The organism is Aquirufa sp. A-Brett2-15D (assembly GCF_054558735.1).
In genome coordinates, this window is sequence record NZ_JBSKFT010000004.1 from 91460 (window position 1) to 112612 (window position 21153).

A 21153-nucleotide genomic window follows, 5' to 3' on the forward strand; every position below is an offset into this window, starting at 1 on the left:
GATTATTTTACGACTTCTTTAATTTCTACTTCGCCATCCGGTTTCACTTGAAGGATACCATTCGTAATCAAGGTATCTCCGATCGCTAAACCATCTAAAATTTCCACGGTCTTATCGCCACGTGTTCCCAAAGTCACCTTGGTAGAAACTGATTTTCCATTTCTCACGACAAAAACCTTGCTACCTCTTGCTTCAGGAACAACAGCTTCCGTCGGAATTAAGATCGCAGACCCTTTTGTTTTCAAAATCAAATTCACCTTCGCAAAAGCACCAGGAACTAGTTGATTTCCTGGATTTGGGGATTGTGCTCTAATTTGTAATGTACGTGTTTGAGGGTCGATTTTAGGATCAATGGCATAAACGCGGCCAATGAAAGTTTTATCCTCGTTCTCTGTCATGAACTCAATAGTACCCCCATTTTTTACTTGTGTGGCATATTTTGCCGGAATGGAGAATTCGATTTTTGCTGGATTCGTATTGGTTAAAGTCGCGATTTGAGTGCTAGGAGATATATAACTTCCCATACTCACATAACGGAAACCAATTCTTCCCGCGAATGGTGCACGTAAAGTAGTTTTTAAGATTTGTGCTTTTAAATCTTCGATATCTGCCGAAATCGTATTGACCGAGTTCACGGCAATATCATATTCGCGCTGTGAAATCGCTTCTTTTTGAAGAAGGATTTTTTGGCGCGCTTCATTATCCTCGGCTAATTTTTTATTAAAGCCTAGTTTGCGAAGACGGGCCTGTAAATCATCGTCATTTATGCGAAGTAAAACGGTGCCTTTTGCGACCACATCACCTTCTTGGATATTCAATAAAATGATACGTCCGGCGATTTCTGAACGGATTTCAACTTCTTCATTAGGTAAAATAGACCCTGTTGAATTGATCATATCGTCCAAACGAGTTGATTTAACAACGGTTACAATCACCGCCGTCTTGCCCCCTTTTCCGCCAGGACCCCCCTTTTCTTTGCCTTTTCCCTTCGTCTCATTTGAGAAAAAAGTGGATTTAATTTTCGGGTAAAATGCCAATCCTAAGATGATGGCAATGGATAGTATCGACAGTAATGTCTTTGTTATTTTATTCATGGTAATAGGTTTACATACTAAGGTAATCAAATCTGCAAAAAGGCTTACCCTATCTTATAGGCTTAATTGGTTAAAGAATTAGAAATCCAGGGCATAAAGTGCTCATTTTCTATTTCATTCATCACGAAATGACTCTGTGCATTGCCAATATTTTTTATACTCGCTAGTTTGTGTAAAATGAAATCTCGGTATTCATCCATATCTGTGACAACTATTTTGAGGAGAAAATCGCTGTGTCCTGACACGCAATAGCATTCTGCTACCTCTTTTAAATTCATCACATCTTTTTCGAATTGATTCAAATATTCCGCAGCATGTTCTTTTAAAGAAATGTCACAAAAAACAGTCAATGTTTTACCTAGTTTGGCAGGGTTAATCATCGCCCGGTAGCCCGTAATCACACCATCCTTTTCCATTCGCTTAATTCGTTCATGGATAGGTGTTGCGCTCATTCCTAGTCTTAGAGCCATTTCTTTATTCGAAAGAAAGGCATCTTCGTGTAGAAATGCGAGAATCTTTTTATCGATTTCATCTATTTTTGCCATGCTCTTATTTTCTCTCGTTTTTTTCTAGGAGGAGGCCAAAGGAAACCATCCCCGCCAGCGTATCCACGCGCATCGATTGTTCCATTTGAATTTTATAGAGTCCTTTTTGAGGAAATTTCAAAGCAGGATATACAAGAAATTTTTTCTCATAGATATCACCAAAACCAGCACCTTTCGGTTTCCCCGTCTTTGGGTCATATAAAATAGCTTCGGCTAAGCCTTTTTGTATTGTTTTGCCTTTTGCATCCATAATGCTAGGGCTGAAATACAAATTGTAAAAAGGGTAGGAGTTATTTTGTCGCAACACGGCATACACCGCATAGCTGCTGACAGAATCGGGAATAGTTACTTTGAAAACTACGGGTTGCTTTTGAATCCAACCCATTTCATCAAAACTTTTTGTCTCGTTTAAAGCAACTCCAGCGTCACCACAGGCGGTTAGCAGTAGGCCCAATAGTATGATTATTCCAAAACTAAGCTTCAGGGGTAGGTGCTGCACCATCTCTAGGAGGTCTTGGTTTAAACTTCTTTTTCTTCTTGAATGGCTTCGGTGTAGCCGTTGATCCATCCGCCTGAGGCGCATTGCCTTCTGGACGGGTTTGTCCCTCCTGTGCTTCCGGACGAGGTCCGCGGTTTTCACCTTCTGGACGTGGTCCTCGGTTTTCACCTTCTGGACGCGGCGGTCTAGGTCCACGATCCGGACGAGGTCCGCGATCTTGCCCTTCCGGACGAGGTCCGCGGTTTTCACCTTCTGGACGCGGCGGTCTAGGTCCACGATCCGGGCGAGGCCCACGATCTTGTCCTTCTGGACGTGGTCCGCGATTACCACCTTCCCGATTTCCACCTGGCTTGCGGTTATTGCGATTTCCTGATTTTACACCACCATATTTCTTATCCATCCGCTCTAAATCAGAGTTTAGCTCAGATAACGTAGGTTTTTCCACTGTAGGAGCATCTGGATTCAGATCCTCAAACGACTCGGGAATAATACCTTTTTTATTTAAATCAACGATTTCCGCTACGCGATCACAACTCACCGGAATCCAAATAGCTTCCTCTCCCACAATGCCAAACCACATCATCCGCTTGAAAATATCCGTCTTTTGAAGGACAGCTTCCCCGCGCTTAGTTTTAATTCGGCCTTCGATGGCTGGAATGCTTTTAAGGGCATCCATATAAGTCTCTAATTCGTAGTTCAAACAGCATTTCAAGCGACCACATTGACCACTTAATTTAACTGGGTTGAGGGATAGATTCTGGTAGCGTGCCGCTGAGGTGGTCACGTTTTTGAAATCAGATAACCAAGTAGAGCAGCACAACTCACGTCCACAAACCCCGATTCCACCTAATCGACCCGCCTCTTGGCGTAATGAAATCTGTTTCATCTCGACCCGAATCTTAAATTCGGTCGCGAGTAATTTGATTAATTCTCGGAAATCGACACGGTCTTCTGAAGAATAATAGAAGGTCGCTTTTGATCCATCGGATTGGAATTCCACATCCGATAATTTCATATTTATCTTAAGATCATGGATGATTTGACGGCCACGGTACATAGTGGGTAAATCGCGCGCCATCGATAGCTCATGCTTTTCGATGTCTTTATCCGTTGCAAAACGGAAGATCGTTTTGATCTTATCGTCGTCTTTGATGTTTTTCTTCAATAATTGAAGCCTAACTAATTCCCCTTGAAGGGAAACGACGCCTAATTGGGTTCCGCTGCTCGAATCGACCATCACGGAATCCCCCGTATGCAATTCTAAAACATCCGCATTACGGAAATATTCTTTTCTACCCCCTTTGAACTTCACCTCTACGATGTCGTAGCGTTGAAAAGAAGGTACATCTAGGTCTGAAAGCCAGTCAAAGACATTCATTTTATTGCAGCCACCGGTGCCACAGCCGCCATTACTTTGACAACCTTTTACTTCACCAGTTTCGCTCGCAGATCCACAAGATCCGCTAGAACACGATTTACATGCCATATCTTAATACATCTAATCCGATGTCTCGTCTAAAGTTTTTGCCTTCGAATTGAATGGTTTGAGCGGCCTTTTGTGATTTCTGGATTGCTCTTTCCAAGGTATTCGAAGTCCCAGTTACGGCCATTACACGGCCACCACTGGTACTAATTTCACCGTCTTTCGACGTTGTTCCTGCGTGGAAAACGATCGCGTCTTCCACTTTTTCTAGCCCTGATAGGACATCGCCTTTGCGGTATTCTTCTGGATATCCACCTGCGACTAACATCGTAGTAACAGCGAATTGATCCAAAATCGAAATTTTTTGTTCGCTCAGCGTGCCATTAGAGGCTGCAATTAACAAAGATAGGAAATCTGATTCGATTCTTGGTAAAACTACCTCGGTTTCAGGATCCCCCATTCTTGCATTGTATTCGATCACATAAGGCTCGCCTTCGTGGTTCATTAAACCGATGAAGATGAATCCTTTGTAGTCAATATTTTCGGCTTTCAAACCTTTCACCGTCGGTTCGATCACTTTGGCACGAACCACCTCCATGAATTTTTCATTCGCAAATGGAACCGGTGAGACCGCTCCCATTCCTCCCGTGTTTAAACCTTCGTCATTTTCGCCAATGCGCTTATAATCTTTCGCCTCAGGAAGGACCACATAATTTTCTCCATCTGATAGGACAAAAACAGATAATTCGATGCCTCGAAGGAATTGTTCAATCACGACTTTAGAACTTGCATCGCCAAACTTCGCCTCTAAAAGCATCTCATTCAAAGCAGTTTCAGCCTCTTGAAGGGTTAATGCGATAATTACCCCTTTCCCAGCCGCTAATCCATCTGCTTTTAACACGATGGGAAGAGATTGTTTTTGAAGGTAGGCTATGCCGTCAGCAATCGTATCTTTTGTAAATGTTTGTGACGCAGCTGTAGGAATGCCGTATTTATGCATAAAGTTCTTCGAGAAGTCTTTACTGCCTTCGATTTGGGCTCCGTCTGCGCCAGGGCCTACAATGCCCACGTGTTTTAGATCGTCGTGTGATTCGATAAAGTCTCGAACGCCTTTTACAAGAGGTTCTTCTGGACCTACCACCACTAATCCGATGTCATGTTTGCGAATGGCCGCCACGATTCCTTCAAAATCGGTCACACCGATAGCTAAATTCGTTCCGCATTGTGCGGTTCCTGGATTACCAGGGGCAATGTATAAATTACCTAGGATAGGGCTTTGGCTAATCTTCCAAGAAAAAGCGTGTTCACGGCCTCCAGCACCTAAAATTAAAACGTTCATATGTTGATTAATTGGCTAATTCACTTAAAAACTTAATACGCATTAATCGAAGTTCCTCTTCGGTCACATCTTCAATCTCACAATTTTCTAATGCATCCGCGATGTCATCAGTGTCAGCAGACATAAAATATTCGTAAATCTCGTCTTGCTTATCTAGCTCGATGACCTGATTAATGTAATAGTCCAGGGTAAGTTTCGTTCCAGAGAAGCAGATTGTCTCGATTTCCTCTATCAATTCCGCCATGCTGACCTCTTTTTGTTCGGCAATCAGGTCTAAGTCGATTTTACGATCCACTTGTTGGATGATGTAAATCTTTATTTTGGACTTATTAACCGTCGATTTAACCACCACTTCTTTCGCTGTTTCGATCTCGTTTTCCTCCACATAGCGATTAATTACTTCGATGAAAGGTTTACCAAATTTCACCACTTTACCCATTCCTACCCCGTTGATTTGGGCCATTTCGTCCTGTGTAGTCGGATAAGTGGTTGCCATTTCTTCCAAAGAAGGATCCTGGAAAATAACGTAAGGAGGTAAATTTTTCTCTTTCGCAATTTTCTTGCGTAGGGTTTTCAGAATTTCGAAAAGCGCATCATCATAGGCTTTCGCGCCTAATGCCGCGCTATCATCATCACTTTCTGTAGGCTCTGCCTCTTTTTCGTAGTCATGATCTCGGTAAAAGGTAATAGGGAAGGATTGCTTTAGGAAAGCGGTACCGGCCTTAGAAATTTTAAGAACACCATAATTTTCGATGTCTTTTTCTAGGAGGCCAAAGATCGCCATTTGCTTAATAAACGAGATCCAAGGTGATTTTTCGTCTTCGATGGGCACTGGCTTTGATGCGGTTTTGCGCATTTTCGGCTTCTTAGGCGTGTCCTCATCTGAATCGTCGTCATCATCGTCGTCGTCCTCATCTACTTCAGGGCTAATCCAGGAAAGATTTTTTCCTGTCCCAAACAAGGATAACTTCTCCTGCTCGTGGCTCGCAATGAAGGAATTGGATTTACCTACTAAGAAGTCTGCGATGTGTTCGGCGTCGAATTGATCCCCCGTTTGTTGCACTGCTTTCAAGACCAAACTTACTTCGTCTTCAGCCTTAAAAGTAGGTGTAGGGTGCATACAATTATCACAGAATCCGCAGTTTTCTGCCATGTGCTCTCCAAAATAATGCAATAATTGCTTACGTCGGCAAACACCTAAATTCGTGTAATAGACCATTTCAGATAGTAGAATTTTGGCATTCTCCTTCTCTGTAACGGCTTTATCTTTATTAAACTTATCTAATTTCAATATATCGTCGTAGGTATAAAATAGGATACAAGTCCCATCTAAACCATCGCGTCCAGCCCGCCCCGTTTCTTGGTAATAACCCTCTAATGATTTAGGGGCGTCATAGTGAATCACAAAACGCACATCAGGTTTATCGATTCCCATTCCAAAAGCGATCGTCGCCACCATCACATCCACCTCTTCATTCAAGAAAGCTTCTTGATTCGACATTCTTACCTGTGGTTCTAATCCGGCGTGGTAGGGCAGGGCTTTCACACTATTCACGTGCAATAATTCAGCAATTTCCTCTACGCGCTTTCTTGAAAGGCAATAAATGATTCCCGCTTTCCCGTTATGCGACTTAATGAAACGAATTAATTGCTTGTCTATATCTTTCTTCGAGCGGATCTCATAATAGAGATTCTTGCGATTGAAGGAGGTTTTAAATACGGTTGCATCTTCTAGATTTAAGGTCTTTTGGATGTCGATTTGCACCTTCGGTGTCGCCGTTGCCGTTAAAGCAATGATGGGCATTTTCTCATCGATCGTCTCGATGATGGTACGTATTTTGCGGTATTCAGGTCTGAAATCATGTCCCCATTCCGAGATGCAATGTGCCTCATCGATGGCTACGAAGGAGATTTTAGCTTGTTTTAAGAAGTTCAAGTTCTCTTGCTTATTCAGCGATTCTGGGGCGATATATAATAATTTAACGACTCCAGAAATGACCTCAGCTTTTACGCGGTTGATTTCAGCACGCGTTAAAGAGGAATTTAAAAATTGAGCATTAATGCCAAAAGCCACCATTTGGTCCACTTGATTCTTCATCAAAGCGATTAATGGGGAGATGACGATGGCTGTTCCCTCCATCACAATAGCAGGTAATTGATAACAAAGCGATTTACCCGCGCCCGTAGGCATCAGAACAAAGCTATTCTTGCCTTGAACGGTATTTAAAATAATGGCTTCTTGTTCTCCCCTAAATTGGCTGAATCCAAAGGTTTTTTTTAGCTGTTCCTTTAAGCTATCGATAGTTATTGGATGGGGCATAATTTGATTATATGTGATGTTTCGGCGATTGTTAATTTCTGCGGGCTTCTACTTATCTTTGCCCCTATAAATTCTTCTAACATTGAAATTAAGCAAAAATATCCAATCTACAGCAAAAAATGTTTTAACTCAGGAAGCAGAGGCAATTCTGCAAGTGAGCGCCGGAATTAATTCCCGTTTTGAGGCTTGTGTGGAACATTTATTAAGTATTCCAGGAAGAATTGTATTTACAGGAATAGGTAAGTCGGCCATTATTGCCCAAAAAATCGTCGCCACCATGAACTCCACCGGGACTCCGGCTTTGTTTATGCACGCGGCGGATGCGATTCATGGGGATTTAGGAATGATTCAGGACGGCGATGCGGTGATTTGCATTTCGAAGTCTGGCGATACGCCGGAAATAAAGGTGTTAGTGCCGTTGATTAAGCGTTTGAAAGTGAAGTTAATTGCGATGGTTTCGAATAAGAATTCTTATTTAGGCCAGCAATCTGATTATATATTACATGCCTTAGCGGATCAAGAGGCAGATTTATTGAATCTAGCACCTACCACATCCACGACGGTAGCTTTGGCTTTAGGCGATGCGCTAGCGGTTTGTTTGTTAGAATGCAAAGGATTTACGGCGGATGATTTTGCCAAATACCATCCAGGCGGCGCCCTAGGCAAACGCCTTTATTTAAAAGTGGCGGATCTTTATCCGATACACGAGTTTCCTGCTATTCCGCATTCCGCATCTATTCAAGAGGCCATTCACGAGATTTCATCGAAGCGTTTAGGCGCCACAGCGGTGTTAGACGCGAAAGGGGATTTAGTGGGAATCATTACAGACGGTGACGTTCGCCGTACGTTAGAGAATTCGAAAGATTGGTCTACTATCGTTTTGGCGGATATGATGAATACAACTCCCAAAACGATTGAAGTGGAGGCATTTGCTACCGAAGCTTTGGCACTCATGCAAAGTAAAAATATCACACAGTTGGTGGTGACGGCAAATAAAAAGGCCGTGGGATTTGTACATCTCCACGACCTGTTGAAAGAGGGTATCGTCTAAAATTTACCGCATACGATTCGACGATTGCACTAGCATCTCGTCCTTGCGGATCAAACGGTTCGCAATCATATTCGCTAGCAGCGAAACCACCAACGCGTAGAATCCGTAACCATATTTGCCCTGAATCTCTGGCTCAAAAGTAGGCACCGCCTCCTTGAAAATTACCCAAAAAGCATAACCCATCGCTCCTGCTAATACCAGGGAATTGATCAAACCTAGCATCATTTGACGGATACGGTTTTTGAATGAGAAGACAGTCACTAAGGTGATTATCGTCGATAAAGTCACTAAAAGTGCGATCGCGATGGTACTATGCGCCGCCACTTCTTTTTCGTTTTGGAATAATTGCCATTGGTTGGCGAAAAGCTCGGCTTTTTGGCCAGATGAACCTATTTTTTGCCAAATAGAAATGCCCGATGTCGCGATACTATTCGCAATGATTACTAGGGCTAAGAAAATGGATTGTGGTCTCTGAATCATATTTTTATCAATTAATAGGCGAAATTACGCATTTTCTACAAAAAGCTTCGCTGCAATTTTTGCCGAAGATAAACAAAGCGGAATTCCACCTCCCGGATGGACGCTACCACCCACCCAATACAGGTTTTTGATGGCATTTCTATAATTCGGATGGCGTAAAAAGGCCGCAAAGCGGTTGTTCGAGGCATTTCCATAGAGTGCGCCACCAGAAGAAGAGGTTCGTTCTTCGATGCGTATCGGGTCTAAATAATCCTCTGCCACGATGTGTTTCGCTACATCCACGCCTAAAGTTCTCGAAATTTTCTCGATCACATTTTTACGCATTTTCGCCACGAGCGCATCCCAATCCTGCCCTTCGTTCGCCGGAACGTTCATCAAAATGAACCAGTTTTCGCCACCTTCCGTGGCATCGTTCTTTTCCATTTTAGAAGAGATGTGCAAGTAAATGGTGGGGTCGTTGTTGATGGTTTTGTCCTCGAAGATGGCCTTAAATTCGCCTTGATAATCGTCTGAGAAGAATATGTTGTGTACGCCTAATTCGTCGAAGCTGCGGTCCATTCCCCAGTAGAAGATGATGCCGGAACTGGATTTGGGCTGGGTTAATAGCTTCTTAGGCGCTGGTTCTTGTGACAGTAATTTCTCGTAACTCGGCCGAATGTCCGCGTTGCTGGCGATGTAATCGAATGTGTACGAACCTTTGTTTGTCTCTAGACCTGTGGCGGTATTATTTTCCGTCACTATTTTAGAAACCTTTTCCTCTAAATGAAACTTCACGCCTAATTCCGTTGCCAGGCGATGCAAAGCACGCGGAATGCTAATAATGCCTCCTTTCGGAAAAAAGGCACCGATATTGTATTCTAAATGGGGGATGATCGATAAAGTTGCAGGCGTTTGGTAGGGATCCGAGCCATTATAGGTGGCATAGCGGTCGAATAATTGAACCGTTTTAGGGTTCTTAAAACGCCGCTGGTGAGAGCGGTGCATCGTACTGAATAAGCCCAAACGGTGCAGGTTCGCATAACCTTTTAGCGCTTTTGGTCCTGTCCACGTAGATAAAGAATGTAAGGAATTGTCTAAAAACAATTCGCTAATGATGTGGTAATTCTCGCCGATTCCGCGTAAAAAACTCGCCACATTTTCCGACGATTCGCCTAGAGAAGCCGCGATCGCCGCCGCCGTTTCTTCCGGTGCAGCGTTCGTCTGCAGGCGGGTGCCATCTTCCCAAAAGTAGCGGCAAATCTCCGGCAATCGCTCATAAGAGAAATAATCTCGGGGATTTTTACCTGCCAGCGTGAATAATTCATCCACTAAATGAGGCATCGTGAATAAGGACGGGCCGGCATCGAAACGAAAGCCATCCATTTCAATTTGGGCTAGTTTGCCACCGACATAGGCATTAGCCTCGAAAACACTGACTTCGTGCCCTGCTACCGCGCTGCGAATGGCAAAGCCCAAGCTACCCATACCTGATCCGACTATTCCTATTTTTGGCATAACTCAAAATTAGCTAAAAAAGAATAAAAGGGTAAATGTTTTTCACTCCCTGACCTTTTCCGTAATTTTGCTCGAATTTTAAATTTTTCTATGCTACGTACACATACAAATGGCGAATTGCGCATCGAACACGCGGGCACCGAGGTAATACTTTGTGGCTGGGTTCAGCGCTCACGAGATAAAGGGGGAATGATTTGGGTGGATCTTCGGGATCGTTACGGAGTCACTCAATTGATGTTAGAGGAAGGAAAATCGTCTGCGGAGGCTTTAACGCTAGCCCGTAGTTTAGGTCGTGAATTTGTGGTGGAGGCTAAAGGTATAGTGGTAGAGCGATTGTCTAAAAACGATAAGATGCCTACCGGAGATATTGAAATCAAAGTGAGCGAGTTACGCGTATTGAATCCCGCTAAATTACCTCCTTTCTTAATTGAAGATGAAACGGATGGTGGCGATGATATTCGCATGAAATACCGGTATCTAGACTTGCGTCGTAATCCGATTCGTGAAAATTTGCAATTGCGTCACCACGTGGGTCGCGAAGTACGCAATTACTTAGATAAGCAAGATTTTATCGAGGTGGAAACACCCGTTTTAATTAAATCAACCCCAGAGGGTGCGCGTGATTTCGTGGTGCCCTCCCGGATGAATCCAGGCGAATTTTATGCCTTGCCACAGTCTCCACAAACCTTTAAGCAATTGTTGATGGTCTCGGGTTTTGACCGCTACTACCAAATTGTGAAGTGTTTCCGGGACGAAGATTTGCGCGCAGATCGGCAGCCAGAATTTACTCAAATCGACTGTGAAATGTCTTTCGTGGAGCAAGAAGATATCCTGAATATGTTTGAAGGATTGATTCGTCATTTGTTTCAAAACGTAAAAGGAGTCGACATCGGGACGGTGCCACGTATGACCTATGCGGACGCGATGAAAAACTATGGTTCGGACAAGCCAGATATTCGTTTTGATATGAAATTCGTGGAATTGAAAGGCGATGGCGTGGATTTGACGTCAGGAAAAGATTTCCAAGTTTTTGATACGGCGAACACGGTAGTCGGTATTTGTGTGAAAGGTGCAGCCGAATATACCCGCAAGCAACTGGATGAATTGACGGATTTTGTTCGTCGTCCACAGATCGGCGCAAAAGGTTTAATTTATGCCCGCGTTCAACCAGATGGCGTGGTGAAATCATCCGTAGATAAATTCTATTCTGAAGCAGATTTAGCGACTTGGGCAGCGGCGTTTAGCGCGGAGCCAGGGGACTTAATTTTAGTGCTTTCAGGCGATGGAGACAAAGCGCGCAAGCAATTGAACGAATTACGTTTAGAGATGGGAACACGTATGGGATTACGTGATCCGAATAACTATAAAGTACATTGGGTAGTGGATTTCCCACTATTAGAATACGGTGAGGAGGAAGATCGCTGGTTTGCGATGCACCATCCATTTACTAGTCCTAAGCCAGAGGATATTCCGTTGATGTTAGCTGGGGAATTGGGTAAAGTTCGCGCGAACGCATACGATTTAGTCGTGAATGGCGTGGAAGTAGGAGGAGGTTCGATTCGTATTTTCCAAAAAGACCTGCAATCGAAAATGTTCGAAGTACTTGGATTTACTCCGGAGGAAGCGCAAGCTCAATTCGGATTCTTATTAGATGCCTTTGAATATGGGGCGCCGCCGCACGGTGGTTTAGCCTTTGGTTTTGACCGCCTTTGCTCGTTATTTGGTGGAACAGATTCGATACGCGATTACATTGCTTTTCCTAAGAACAATGCGGGACGTGACGTGATGATTGATTCTCCATCTCCTTTAGCGCAAGCTCAGTTAGATGAATTGAAGATTAAGACGACGGTATAATTTAATTTACTGAATAGAATGAAAGAAGGGGCCGCGCAGCGGCCCCTTCTTTTTTTGTTAAAGCTCGTATTTAAACACCGGGCTTTCCCATTCTCCGGCGTTGATATTCAACACCTCTTTAATCTCGCCTTTGTGGATATCGAATACCCAACCGTGCAAGTGAGGGAATTGGCGTTTTTTCCAAGCTTTCTGGACGATAGACGTCTTGGCTAAGTTTTGGATCTGTTGCGCGACATTCAATTCCACTAGTTTATTGAAGCGAGCCGTTTCATCCTTGATGTCATGCAAATCTTCGTAGTGTTTTTCATAGACCTCTTTGATGTTGCGAAGCCATTTATTAATTAGGCCAAAATCTTGATTGGTCATCGCCGCTTTCACCCCACCACAATTATAGTGTCCGCAAACGATAATGTGTTTCACCTCTAAAACCTCTACGGCATATTGCAAAACGGATAATAAATTAATATCTGTATGCACTACCATATTTGCCACATTTCTATGAACGAAAATATCACCTGGACCCACATTCGTGATTTCTTCCGCAGGTACGCGGCTGTCAGCACAACCGATCCAAAGGAAAAGAGGGGTTTGGGTTTTCGACAAATTGTCAAAATAGGACGGGTCTAATTCTAGTCTTTCACTAGCCCAAGCCTTATTACTCAAAAGTAATTTTTTGTATTCTTTCATGATTATTTCTGTTTTAAATCTGCCTCAATCCCTCTTTCGTGAGCTGTGGCGATAAATTCTTGAATAAGTAAATTAATGTCGTGGTCCATGAAATGGACTTTGGAAATATCAATAAATACCTCAGATCCCGTTGGAATCTTCCGTAGCGCTTCTTTTAAGGCCATTTTGTGTAAGAAAGTTACGTCCTTTTGGAATTTAATTAATACCTCATTTCCCTTTATGAAAACGGTGAAGACAGACGAATAATTCGTCAGTACGACGAATACTAAGCCTACCAAAGTCCCGATAAAGATTCCCCATAACAAGTCTACACCTACGACCACGGCGATAGTGACTAAAAAGGGAACCCATTGCTTCCAACCTTCTGCAATCACTTTTTTGAAACCGGAAGGATGGGCAAGTTTATAGCCCGTGTACAATAAAACACTGGCTAAACAGGCTAATGGTATTTTATTCAAATACAGCGGCAAAGCAAGCACCGCGACAAGAAGTAAAATACCATGGAAAAATCCAGACATGCGGCTTTTTCCACCTGAATAGACATTTGTGGAGGATCGCACAATCACCGAAGTAATAGGAATCCCGCCTAATAATCCACTGGTTACATTTCCCACACCTTGCGCTAAAAGCTCTCTATCTGGTGACGAAATTCGCTTTAAGGGGTCTAATGAATCTGTCGCCTCTAAGGATAATAAGGATTCTAGTGAAGCAACAATCGCTAATGTCAAGGCGATGGAATACACTTTGGAATTTGTAAGAAAACTCCAATCAGGCGAAACTAATCCACCCCAAAGCTCGCTAGTCGAAGCAAAAATGGGCAGATTCACCATGTGGTCTTTCGAATCCCCTAAATACCAATCAGGCGCCCATAAAGCAAAACTTTCATTCATCGCCACTCCCGCCAAAACCACAAATAAGGAGGCAGGAAGCGCATTCATAAAGCGAAATGTTTCACCTAGCTTCGTCCAAGAAAACAGAATAATTAATCCGATGGCAGAAATGAGTAAAGCCCCAGCTTTCAGGGTAGAAAAGGAGGCTAAAATTTCCGAAAAGGTATTTTTTCCATCTTTTTGGTTAAATTCTAATTCTCCAATAAAGTCCAAATCATCCCCAATGGCATGTGGAATTTGCTTTAAAATAATAACAATTCCGATCGCAACTAACATGCCTCGAATGACAGATGAAGGGAAGAATCCACCGATTTTACCCAACTTCAGCAGCCCAAGTGCAATTTGAATTACACCGGCAAGTATGACAGCTACTAAAAAGCCCGGAAATGAACCTAATTCAATAATGGCTGTCGCCACGATGATGGTTAATCCTGCAGCTGGGCCACTGACAGACAGTTCTGATCCCGATATAAGAGAAACGATAATTCCTCCCACGATACCAGCCACAAGGCCAGCTAATAAGGGAGCTCCAGAAGCTAAAGCGATACCTAGGCAAAGGGGTAAAGCGACTAAAAAGACTGCAATTCCTGATTTCCAATCCCCTTTAATGAAGGATTGAATGTATTCTGATTGTTTCATAAAGTTGTTTAAATGGTTGTAGAAAATCAATTAAACAGTAAAATCAGGCGGGGTTTGGTGGATATTCAAATATCCTGAGGCAAGATCAGCGTCTTCCCCAGGAATTAGTAGTCGAATTGAACTGTACGAAAATGCATATGGATGCAAATGGTGAACATAGTCCGAATTTTCGGTTGAATCCTCATCCACTAAATCTTCATCATCTGAGTTAATCGGAGGGATATTTTCAGACTTGTGCTGGGAAAGAGGTTCTTTGGTCTGAAAAATCACTTTCGATTGTTGATCTCGTTCCTGAATTAAAATAGGCTCGGAGGTATCGAATTTATCCTTTGCGAATATCCATTCTTTTTTCAAGCGACCGCCACGACCAAACTCGTGGTATTCTCTCCAGCGGCCTACTTTTACGCTATCGTCTAAGCGACCGTCTTCCTTAAGACTTCCACTCGGATAGAAGGAATAATAGGTGCCGCGCACTTTCCCATAAAAGCGAGGAATGACCTCTTGAATTTTCTTTTTAGACGCATCGTAATAATGAATGATAGACCCTGATGTATACCCTTTTTCGAAGTAGACCTTATTTTCTAATTCATTTTCAGGGCCATAGTTTTCCCAGCGCCCATCCTTCGCGCCCATAAAGTAGAAACCTTCCTCGATGAGTTTTTGATTCACATATTTCTTGAAAGGTCCGTGGCAGACTTGAGCGTTCTTCGCGTCTTTTAATGGAATCGAAACAACGCGGGATTGTGATGGGTCAAAGATGAAAATATCTTGTGAATAGGGGCTTAAAACCTCATCTTCTATATATTTGACTACATTAACTTCTTCCACGGTCATTCGAACGCCACTTCCGTAATTGCCTAGTTTGCGTTCGGTTTTGATGCCTTCGTATTCGTCTTTTGGTTGAAATTTTTTCTTAGCGGTTTTGACTATTTTTTTGCCCAAATCCTTCACACCCAAGCTCTCAATAAAGGCTTTGCTATCTTCTTTGAATTTTTTCGCTTCCGCCGCTTTGTCTTCTAAACCTGTAGAGAATCGACCGCTAAATAATCCTTTTTCATGAACAGAGGTGTCTATGAGGGGTTTATTGGTCGTAATAGCTCTATTCTGTGCTTGAACGAAAAGGCTCAAACAAATAAGTAGACAGAAAAGGGGTAAACGAGTCAGCATTATAAGCGCACTATAAATTTTCCCAAAACTACGAATTAAACTTATTACCTCAGAGACTTTGTGTATTTTTGTAAGGATTTTTTGAGGCCTTATTGGATTACAACATTGGAAAAAGAAGCAAAAATATATGTAGCTGGACACCGCGGAATGGTGGGTTCCGCTATCGTTAGAAAATTACAAAGTGTAGGATATACGAATTTGTTGCTGAAGACTTCAGCTGAATTAGACCTACGTGACCAAGCGAAGGTAGCTGCTTTCTTTGCCAGCGAAAAACCTGATTATGTGTTTTTAGCAGCCGCTAAAGTAGGCGGAATTATAGCGAACAGCACCTATCGAGCCAATTTTTTGTACGAAAATTTGGCCATCCAAAACAATATCATTCACGCCTCATTTGTGAATAAAGTCAAGAAATTACAATTCTTAGGTTCGTCTTGCATTTACCCTAAATTAGCGCCTCAACCTCTAAAAGAGTCTTATTTATTAAGTGGATATCTGGAGGAGTCGAATGAGCCTTATGCGATTGCGAAGATTGCCGGCATTAAAATGTGCGAGGCCTACCGGGCACAATACGGATGTGATTTCATCTCGGTGATGCCTACGAATCTCTACGGTCCGAATGATAATTATGATTTAGAAAACTCCCACGTGTTGCCTGCCATGATTCGAAAGTTTCACGAAGCAAAAGAACGCGGTGATGCTTCCATGACTCTTTGGGGAACAGGATCCCCAATGCGCGAATTTTTACACGCGGATGATTTAGCGGAAGCTTGTGTCTATCTAATGGAAACCTACAGCGATTCTGAACTGGTGAACATCGGGACAGGAATTGACGTAACGATTAAAGCATTAGCCGAAACGGTAAAGCAAATCGTTGGATTTGAAGGGGCTATTCAATGGGACTCAACTCGCCCCGATGGTACCCCCAGAAAATTGATGGATGTATCTAAATTGCATTCATTAGGTTGGAAACATAAAATTGAATTGAAAGACGGGATCGCTTTAGCTTACCATGATTTCTTAACGAATGTCAATATTCGCAAATAATGGAGTCTAAAGAGTGGTTTAGTACCTGGTTTGATTCCCCTTATTATCACATTCTGTATGCGCAGCGGGACGAAAGTGAAGCGGCAGGTTTTATTACCTCACTTCAACAAAAGCTACGTTTAACTGCCGGAGCACGTGTTTTAGATGCGGCCTGCGGAAAAGGTCGTCACGCCATCACGTTAGCGCAACTGGGATTCACCGTGGACGCCTTTGATTTATCCCCTTCGAATATCGAGGCAGCCCAAGAGTTTGAAAACAAAGATCTCTTGTTTTTTGTGCACGATTTACGGGAACCTTTGCCTTTAGAAAATCACTACGATGCCATCTTTAATTTCTTCACTAGTTTTGGCTATTTCGATGATCAAAATGACAATCAAAAAGCCTTTAATACCTTCTCTGCAGGTTTAAAAGAGGGAGGCTTATTAGTGTTGGATTTCTTCAATCCGACCTATATTCTAGCGAATTTAGTCCCTATAGAAACGGTAGAACGAGACGGAATTTCTTTCCAGATAAAGCGTTGGTCAGAGGCAGGATACTTGTATAAATCAATTGATTTTACAGATAATGGGCAAAACTATTCTTTCGTAGAAAAAGTGGAATTAGTGGCGAAGAATAACTTCATCGCCTATGCCGCACAAGCAGGATTTATCCTAGTCGACCTGAAAGGCGACTACAGACTAGCGCCTTTCGATGAGGCAGTATCGCCTCGAATGATCTTTGTTTGGGCTAAAACTAAAACTACAACTAAAATTTAATTCTTCTGAAATTTAATGGTTACCTGGTTTTCTAATTCTGGGAAATTCAGTACATAATTTCCAGCCGGTAAAGCGGAGATATCTACCCTTAAGCTATAATCTCTACTCTCCACTTTATAATCTCTCATCTCCCTCCCTTGCATATCACTGATACGGATTCGGTAGGAGGATGCTACAAAAGGGCTAGGGATTGCAATGTGTAATTCTTCGCTGGCCGGATTAGGGAAGGCATAAAAAGTTGAATAAGGATTGTCAGCCGTGGCAGCTAAAATCGTTATGCCATAAGATGCGGAGGCTAAACAGCCATTGGCATCCTTTAATTTCACTTTATAAATACCATTAGCTGTCGGTTTATACGTAGTGGCTGTAGCTCCTGAGATGGCTACGTCGTTCAAATACCATTGGATCTCTGTTCCAGCAGATGTCGTCAAAATACCTTGATTAAAGGTGATTAACGGTTCTAATGGACTCGTTACTGTAATAGTGGACGCAGGTGATAATACAGGACAAATGCCATCGAAGCTTGAATACAACGCGTAAGCTCCTGAGGTACTTACCTCTAATTTATTCGTTGTAGCTCCAGGAATGGCTACACTATTTTTATACCATTGGTAGGTAGGCGTTCCGGAGGCAGGAGTACCTGTTAACAGTAACTTGTCACCTTGGCAAAGTTTAGAAGCCCCTGTCGGACTAACAGCGACCACAGGACTAGTGCCCGTCGTGACATTCACTTGTACTCTCGGGCTAGGGCAGGCATACGATTTGAACTTCATGCCATATAGGTAATAGTAGGCAGATTGAATTTCCGCTCCATTAAATAAAGCACTAGTTAAACTAAGTACTCCAGGAATGGTATAAGGGTAGCCTATATTTGTTACGGCATTCACTGTATCTGCTTTCGTACGATTACTTCTGAAAATAGACGCGCCATTTGAACATACATGGGATAATAAGTATTTACCAGCCTTAGGGAACGGTAGATTTAAGGTCACCGTTTGTCCTGGGTCCGTTTTATCGTCGATTAATTGACTGTTTACTGTAGTGGCGTTAGCAGAAGTTCGAGTTGCGGTCAGATCTTTCGCAACGGAGGCGATTAATTCGCCCGTGTCTTTGTCAAATATTCCAAAAGTCACCGTTCCTGAGGTACCTATGTATACGACTGCTGACTCTAAAATAGTAGGTTGGGTGACAACGAAAATAGGTTCAGGGCCAAAGTTGCTGTAGTAATTACCTGACCCAAAATCTGCTTTTGTCGCCGGGCCCATTGTCGTACTTAAATTATCAAATGCCGCATAAAAAGTCCCGGTAGACGGTGTTTTCAATGTCGCTCCGGCACCTAAAAATGTTGTACCATTATACCAAAGCGGACTACCAGTAGTCGCTGCTAAATTCAATTCAGTTGCTCCGCTACAAATCGTTCCCGTAACCACAGGTGAGGCTGGATTTTCAATCGTTTTGCTAATTGTGAATAAGTCATTCGCTGAATTTTGGTCGGCTGTTAACTGTGTTTTCAGCTCGAAGGAATAGCTAGATCCCGCCACTAAGGTCACGTTTCCGGAAAGTGTTACATCTACTTCTCTGCCTGAAGCTAAACTACTTACAGTTCCAGTAGCAGTACCTATAGTCGAGGTACCAGATTTAATTTCTAATAAAACTGGAACATTTGTTTGAGTCAAAGATCCCGCATTTTTTATGCGGGCCACAAAATTAGTCACTCCATTGCTAGCGCAAAAACCAGGAGTGATTTGAGCAATGGAAACGGCGGAAACATCTTTCGAAGCCTGTAAGATTTGCAAAGCATAATCCTTAGATTCTCCAGAGCTAATTCCTCCACAGGATGGCGCAGATCCTGTGCCATTTTCTGCTACCCAACGCATTCGGTAATAATTATCTTGCTTTAAGGTGCTTGGAATGCTTATTGTAGTGGCAGTATTTGCCGAATTAAATAACTCCTCTCCTGAATCGATAAAATCTCCATCTTGATTCCAATCTGCGTATAAGCGGACCTGTCTAGATCCGGATCCGGCAAAATTAAATTTCACTGGAACTGCAGCTCCAAATTCTGCAGTAAATGCCGGTTTAAGCCCGGTTGAATCCTTGACCGTTCCTAAGGTAAATGTTTGAAAATTAGTCGTGGTAGTCGTGGGAGTAATAGCACAATAAGCCGTTCCACCTATTCCTGAAGCCGCTATTCCAAAGTCTTGAACGCTATTCTTTAAGGTACCTTTGTGGCTAACTGTTAAGGTAAATGTCTGTCCAGGAAGGGTATTAGGGATAACTATTTGCTCTACATTATCGCGGATATTATCACCGGGGATAGCTAAGCCTGCAGGGTTCGCAGGGTCTAAGATGAAAGGTAAATAAGTCGTCGAACCACTAGTTAAACGTATGTCTAGATCATTTACTAATCGGGGAGTACGGTCATTCAAAGCTGATGACGTCGACGCTTCTGGATCTGTCCAGGCGATCGTTGCCTTTAAAGGGCCATTGCCTGAACTTGTAAATGTGTAGGTTTTTGTTTGCCCTTGATTTAATTTCTCCTCTTTTAGTAAATGGCCGTTTCCATCATTTCGCACTAAAGCCGCCGCTCTATCTAATTGAATCAATCCAAAACCCGTTTTATAGTCTGGGCCTAGTGCATCCATATCTAAAGCAGTATGTATCGCCACCGCTTTTAAAGTGGAAGATAACATAAAGGTATTTTTATTTAGACGATTGTATAATTGTTGAATTAAATAGAGAGAACCTGCTGCTTGTGGAGAAGACATGGAAGTTCCACTTTTAGTATCGTAGGCTTTATCGTTTGAGTTATCTGTAGAGAACATACTGGTTCCTATGGCCATCACATCAGGTTTTACTCGTCCATCATCTGTAGGACCCCAGCTTGTAAAGCTTGAAATACTTACGTCGGATCCCTTCGTGGGAATAAGGGAAGAAATAGACGCAGCTCCTACCGTTAGGATGTTTTTCGATGTTCCAGAGGTAGAAATGATATCATATCCATCGTTTTTTGCTCTTGCTTTGTTAGATGAATCGCTCGTAGAACGTAAAAAATAGTATTCTCCTGAGGCAGGACCATTTTCATTTCTATTGTTTCCAGCTGATTTTACGATGAGGTAATTAGGGGCAGTGTAAGCGATGCGATCCCAGGTCTGGGTATTGGCGTCGTATAATCCGAATTTAAAATCCTCATTTTCACTTACCGCGTCATTTCCCCACCACTGCCATTTCTTTTTAGTTTCGTCGTATACCCAGCCAGCTTGATAACCGTAGGAGTGATTGCTTATTAATAAGGAGGTGGAAGCCGTACTCATTTCTGAATTATCATTCGAAAAATCCCAAAACTTCAAATCCGCCTCATAAGCCATTCCTTTCGCTGAAGGGCTAACGCCGCCTGCTACTAAAATTCCAGCTACGTGAGTAGCATGATCATTTGTACTCGCAGTTTGTGCTGGTGCTGCCGTAGCTCTACCACCGAATTCTTGATGGCTCGTTAATACTCCTCCGCCGTCCCACATTCCTAATTTTCCTTTTATTGAATCAGATTTACCTGTAAGTCCAGTGCCTAAAGTTCCGCCTGGATGTAGCAGGTTCGTCTTAGTCATCTTCGCCGCCTGCGCATTCGATTCAGCCTTTAAATAGAGTGCTTCCCCTATTTCAGAAAAGCCTTGGAAATGAAGGACTTTGTCTTTTCCTAAATCCAGTTTAAGCGGGATTCCTTTTTTCTTTGCGGTCGCCTGAGCGTTCTGATAAATTAAATCTTGTTCAACGCCGAATCGGTTAGCGCGCTCTTTGCGGAAGGATTCTTGTGCCAGTGCAGAGTAGCTGATCAGGAAAAGAAAGAATATACGTAGCTTCATAGAAGGCTAATT

The 21153-nt window shown here is 42.8% G+C and carries 16 protein-coding genes; 4 read left to right on the forward strand and 12 right to left on the reverse strand.

Features of this window, described 5'->3' with window-relative positions:
• Window positions 1–2 precede the first annotated feature (2 nt).
• From ACST14_RS10420 to ACST14_RS10445, 6 genes are all read right to left on the reverse strand, one after another.
• Entirely contained in the window at window positions 3–1094 is a 1092-nt protein-coding gene (locus ACST14_RS10420; RefSeq protein ID WP_459463297.1) for an efflux RND transporter periplasmic adaptor subunit, read from the reverse strand.
• A 62-nt stretch (window positions 1095–1156) separates the two neighbouring features.
• Window positions 1157–1639, reverse strand: a complete 483-nt coding sequence (locus ACST14_RS10425; protein WP_459463299.1) for an Lrp/AsnC family transcriptional regulator — start codon at window positions 1637–1639, stop codon at window positions 1157–1159.
• 4 nt (window positions 1640–1643) lie between these two features.
• Window positions 1644–2222, reverse strand: a complete 579-nt coding sequence (locus tag ACST14_RS10430; protein ID WP_459463301.1) for a gliding motility lipoprotein GldH — start codon at window positions 2220–2222, stop codon at window positions 1644–1646.
• The gene (locus ACST14_RS10435; RefSeq protein ID WP_459463303.1) at window positions 2113–3624 is read right to left on the reverse strand and encodes a PSP1 domain-containing protein; all 1512 of its coding nucleotides are present in this window, start codon (window positions 3622–3624) and stop codon (window positions 2113–2115) included. Before ACST14_RS10435 ends, ACST14_RS10430 begins: the two co-directional genes overlap by 110 nt.
• Window positions 3614–4900 carry a phosphoribosylamine--glycine ligase gene (gene purD, locus ACST14_RS10440; protein WP_459463305.1) on the reverse strand — a complete coding sequence of 429 codons (1287 nt, stop codon included), beginning with the start codon at window positions 4898–4900 and terminating at the stop codon, window positions 3614–3616. Before purD ends, ACST14_RS10435 begins: the two co-directional genes overlap by 11 nt.
• Before the next feature lie 7 nt (window positions 4901–4907).
• Entirely contained in the window at window positions 4908–7220 is a 2313-nt protein-coding gene (locus ACST14_RS10445) for a RecQ family ATP-dependent DNA helicase (protein WP_459463307.1), read from the reverse strand.
• A gap of 82 nt (window positions 7221–7302) precedes the next feature.
• Here ACST14_RS10445 and ACST14_RS10450 point away from each other — a divergent pair, with 82 nt between their 5' ends.
• The gene (locus ACST14_RS10450) at window positions 7303–8271 is read left to right on the forward strand and encodes a KpsF/GutQ family sugar-phosphate isomerase (RefSeq protein WP_459463309.1); all 969 of its coding nucleotides are present in this window, start codon (window positions 7303–7305) and stop codon (window positions 8269–8271) included.
• A 3-nt stretch (window positions 8272–8274) separates the two neighbouring features.
• On the opposite strand, the gene ACST14_RS10455 is transcribed toward ACST14_RS10450, so the two are convergent.
• Both ACST14_RS10455 and crtD read right to left on the reverse strand, forming a co-directional pair.
• Window positions 8275–8751, reverse strand: coding sequence for a DUF4293 domain-containing protein (locus ACST14_RS10455; protein ID WP_459463311.1), 477 nt, complete (start codon window positions 8749–8751; stop codon window positions 8275–8277).
• 24 nt (window positions 8752–8775) lie between these two features.
• A complete protein-coding gene (crtD, locus tag ACST14_RS10460; protein ID WP_459463313.1) occupies window positions 8776–10245 on the reverse strand; it encodes a 1-hydroxycarotenoid 3,4-desaturase CrtD in 1470 nt (489 codons plus the stop codon).
• 90 nt (window positions 10246–10335) lie between these two features.
• Here crtD and aspS point away from each other — a divergent pair, with 90 nt between their 5' ends.
• Complete coding sequence (gene aspS, locus ACST14_RS10465) at window positions 10336–12099, forward strand: aspartate--tRNA ligase (protein WP_459463315.1); 1764 nt, start codon at window positions 10336–10338, stop codon at window positions 12097–12099.
• A 57-nt stretch (window positions 12100–12156) separates the two neighbouring features.
• Here the strand turns inward: aspS and can are convergent, their stop codons facing one another.
• From can to ACST14_RS10480, 3 genes are read right to left on the reverse strand one after another with little or no spacing between them, the layout of a single operon-like run.
• Window positions 12157–12786: a carbonate dehydratase gene (can, locus tag ACST14_RS10470; RefSeq protein WP_459463317.1), complete on the reverse strand. Its 630-nt coding sequence runs from the start codon at window positions 12784–12786 to the stop codon at window positions 12157–12159.
• A gap of 2 nt (window positions 12787–12788) precedes the next feature.
• Window positions 12789–14315: a SulP family inorganic anion transporter gene (locus tag ACST14_RS10475; RefSeq protein WP_459463319.1), complete on the reverse strand. Its 1527-nt coding sequence runs from the start codon at window positions 14313–14315 to the stop codon at window positions 12789–12791.
• A gap of 30 nt (window positions 14316–14345) precedes the next feature.
• The gene (locus tag ACST14_RS10480) at window positions 14346–15482 is read right to left on the reverse strand and encodes a toxin-antitoxin system YwqK family antitoxin (protein ID WP_459463321.1); all 1137 of its coding nucleotides are present in this window, start codon (window positions 15480–15482) and stop codon (window positions 14346–14348) included.
• Window positions 15483–15587: 105 nt separating this feature from the next.
• Here ACST14_RS10480 and fcl point away from each other — a divergent pair, with 105 nt between their 5' ends.
• Entirely contained in the window at window positions 15588–16526 is a 939-nt protein-coding gene (gene fcl, locus ACST14_RS10485) for a GDP-L-fucose synthase (protein WP_459463323.1), read from the forward strand.
• Window positions 16526–17281 (forward strand): class I SAM-dependent methyltransferase, encoded by a 756-nt coding sequence (locus tag ACST14_RS10490; RefSeq protein ID WP_459463325.1) that lies wholly within the window; start codon window positions 16526–16528, stop codon window positions 17279–17281. The genes fcl and ACST14_RS10490 overlap by 1 nt, the downstream gene beginning before the upstream one ends.
• Here ACST14_RS10490 and ACST14_RS10495 read toward each other — a convergent pair.
• Window positions 17278–21141, reverse strand: a complete 3864-nt coding sequence (locus ACST14_RS10495) for a S8 family serine peptidase (RefSeq protein WP_459463327.1) — start codon at window positions 21139–21141, stop codon at window positions 17278–17280. The two genes, ACST14_RS10490 and ACST14_RS10495, sit on opposite strands and share 4 nt — an antisense overlap.
• Window positions 21142–21153 lie beyond the last annotated feature (12 nt).

Coding starts and splice junctions, on each gene's coding strand:
- ACST14_RS10455 (WP_459463311.1), bottom strand. CDS start 8,751: ATGATTCAGAGACCACAATCCATTTTCTTAGCCCTAGTAATCATTGCG.
- aspS (WP_459463315.1), top strand. CDS start 10,336: ATGCTACGTACACATACAAATGGCGAATTGCGCATCGAACACGCGGGC.
- ACST14_RS10480 (WP_459463321.1), bottom strand. CDS start 15,482: ATGCTGACTCGTTTACCCCTTTTCTGTCTACTTATTTGTTTGAGCCTT.
- ACST14_RS10420 (WP_459463297.1), bottom strand. CDS start 1,094: ATGAATAAAATAACAAAGACATTACTGTCGATACTATCCATTGCCATC.
- ACST14_RS10425 (WP_459463299.1), bottom strand. CDS start 1,639: ATGGCAAAAATAGATGAAATCGATAAAAAGATTCTCGCATTTCTACAC.
- purD (WP_459463305.1), bottom strand. CDS start 4,900: ATGAACGTTTTAATTTTAGGTGCTGGAGGCCGTGAACACGCTTTTTCT.
- ACST14_RS10495 (WP_459463327.1), bottom strand. CDS start 21,141: ATGAAGCTACGTATATTCTTTCTTTTCCTGATCAGCTACTCTGCACTG.
- ACST14_RS10445 (WP_459463307.1), bottom strand. CDS start 7,220: ATGCCCCATCCAATAACTATCGATAGCTTAAAGGAACAGCTAAAAAAA.
- ACST14_RS10430 (WP_459463301.1), bottom strand. CDS start 2,222: ATGCGCCTCAGGCGGATGGATCAACGGCTACACCGAAGCCATTCAAGA.
- ACST14_RS10435 (WP_459463303.1), bottom strand. CDS start 3,624: ATGGCATGTAAATCGTGTTCTAGCGGATCTTGTGGATCTGCGAGCGAA.
- can (WP_459463317.1), bottom strand. CDS start 12,786: ATGAAAGAATACAAAAAATTACTTTTGAGTAATAAGGCTTGGGCTAGT.
- crtD (WP_459463313.1), bottom strand. CDS start 10,245: ATGCCAAAAATAGGAATAGTCGGATCAGGTATGGGTAGCTTGGGCTTT.
- ACST14_RS10475 (WP_459463319.1), bottom strand. CDS start 14,315: ATGAAACAATCAGAATACATTCAATCCTTCATTAAAGGGGATTGGAAA.
- ACST14_RS10490 (WP_459463325.1), top strand. CDS start 16,526: ATGGAGTCTAAAGAGTGGTTTAGTACCTGGTTTGATTCCCCTTATTAT.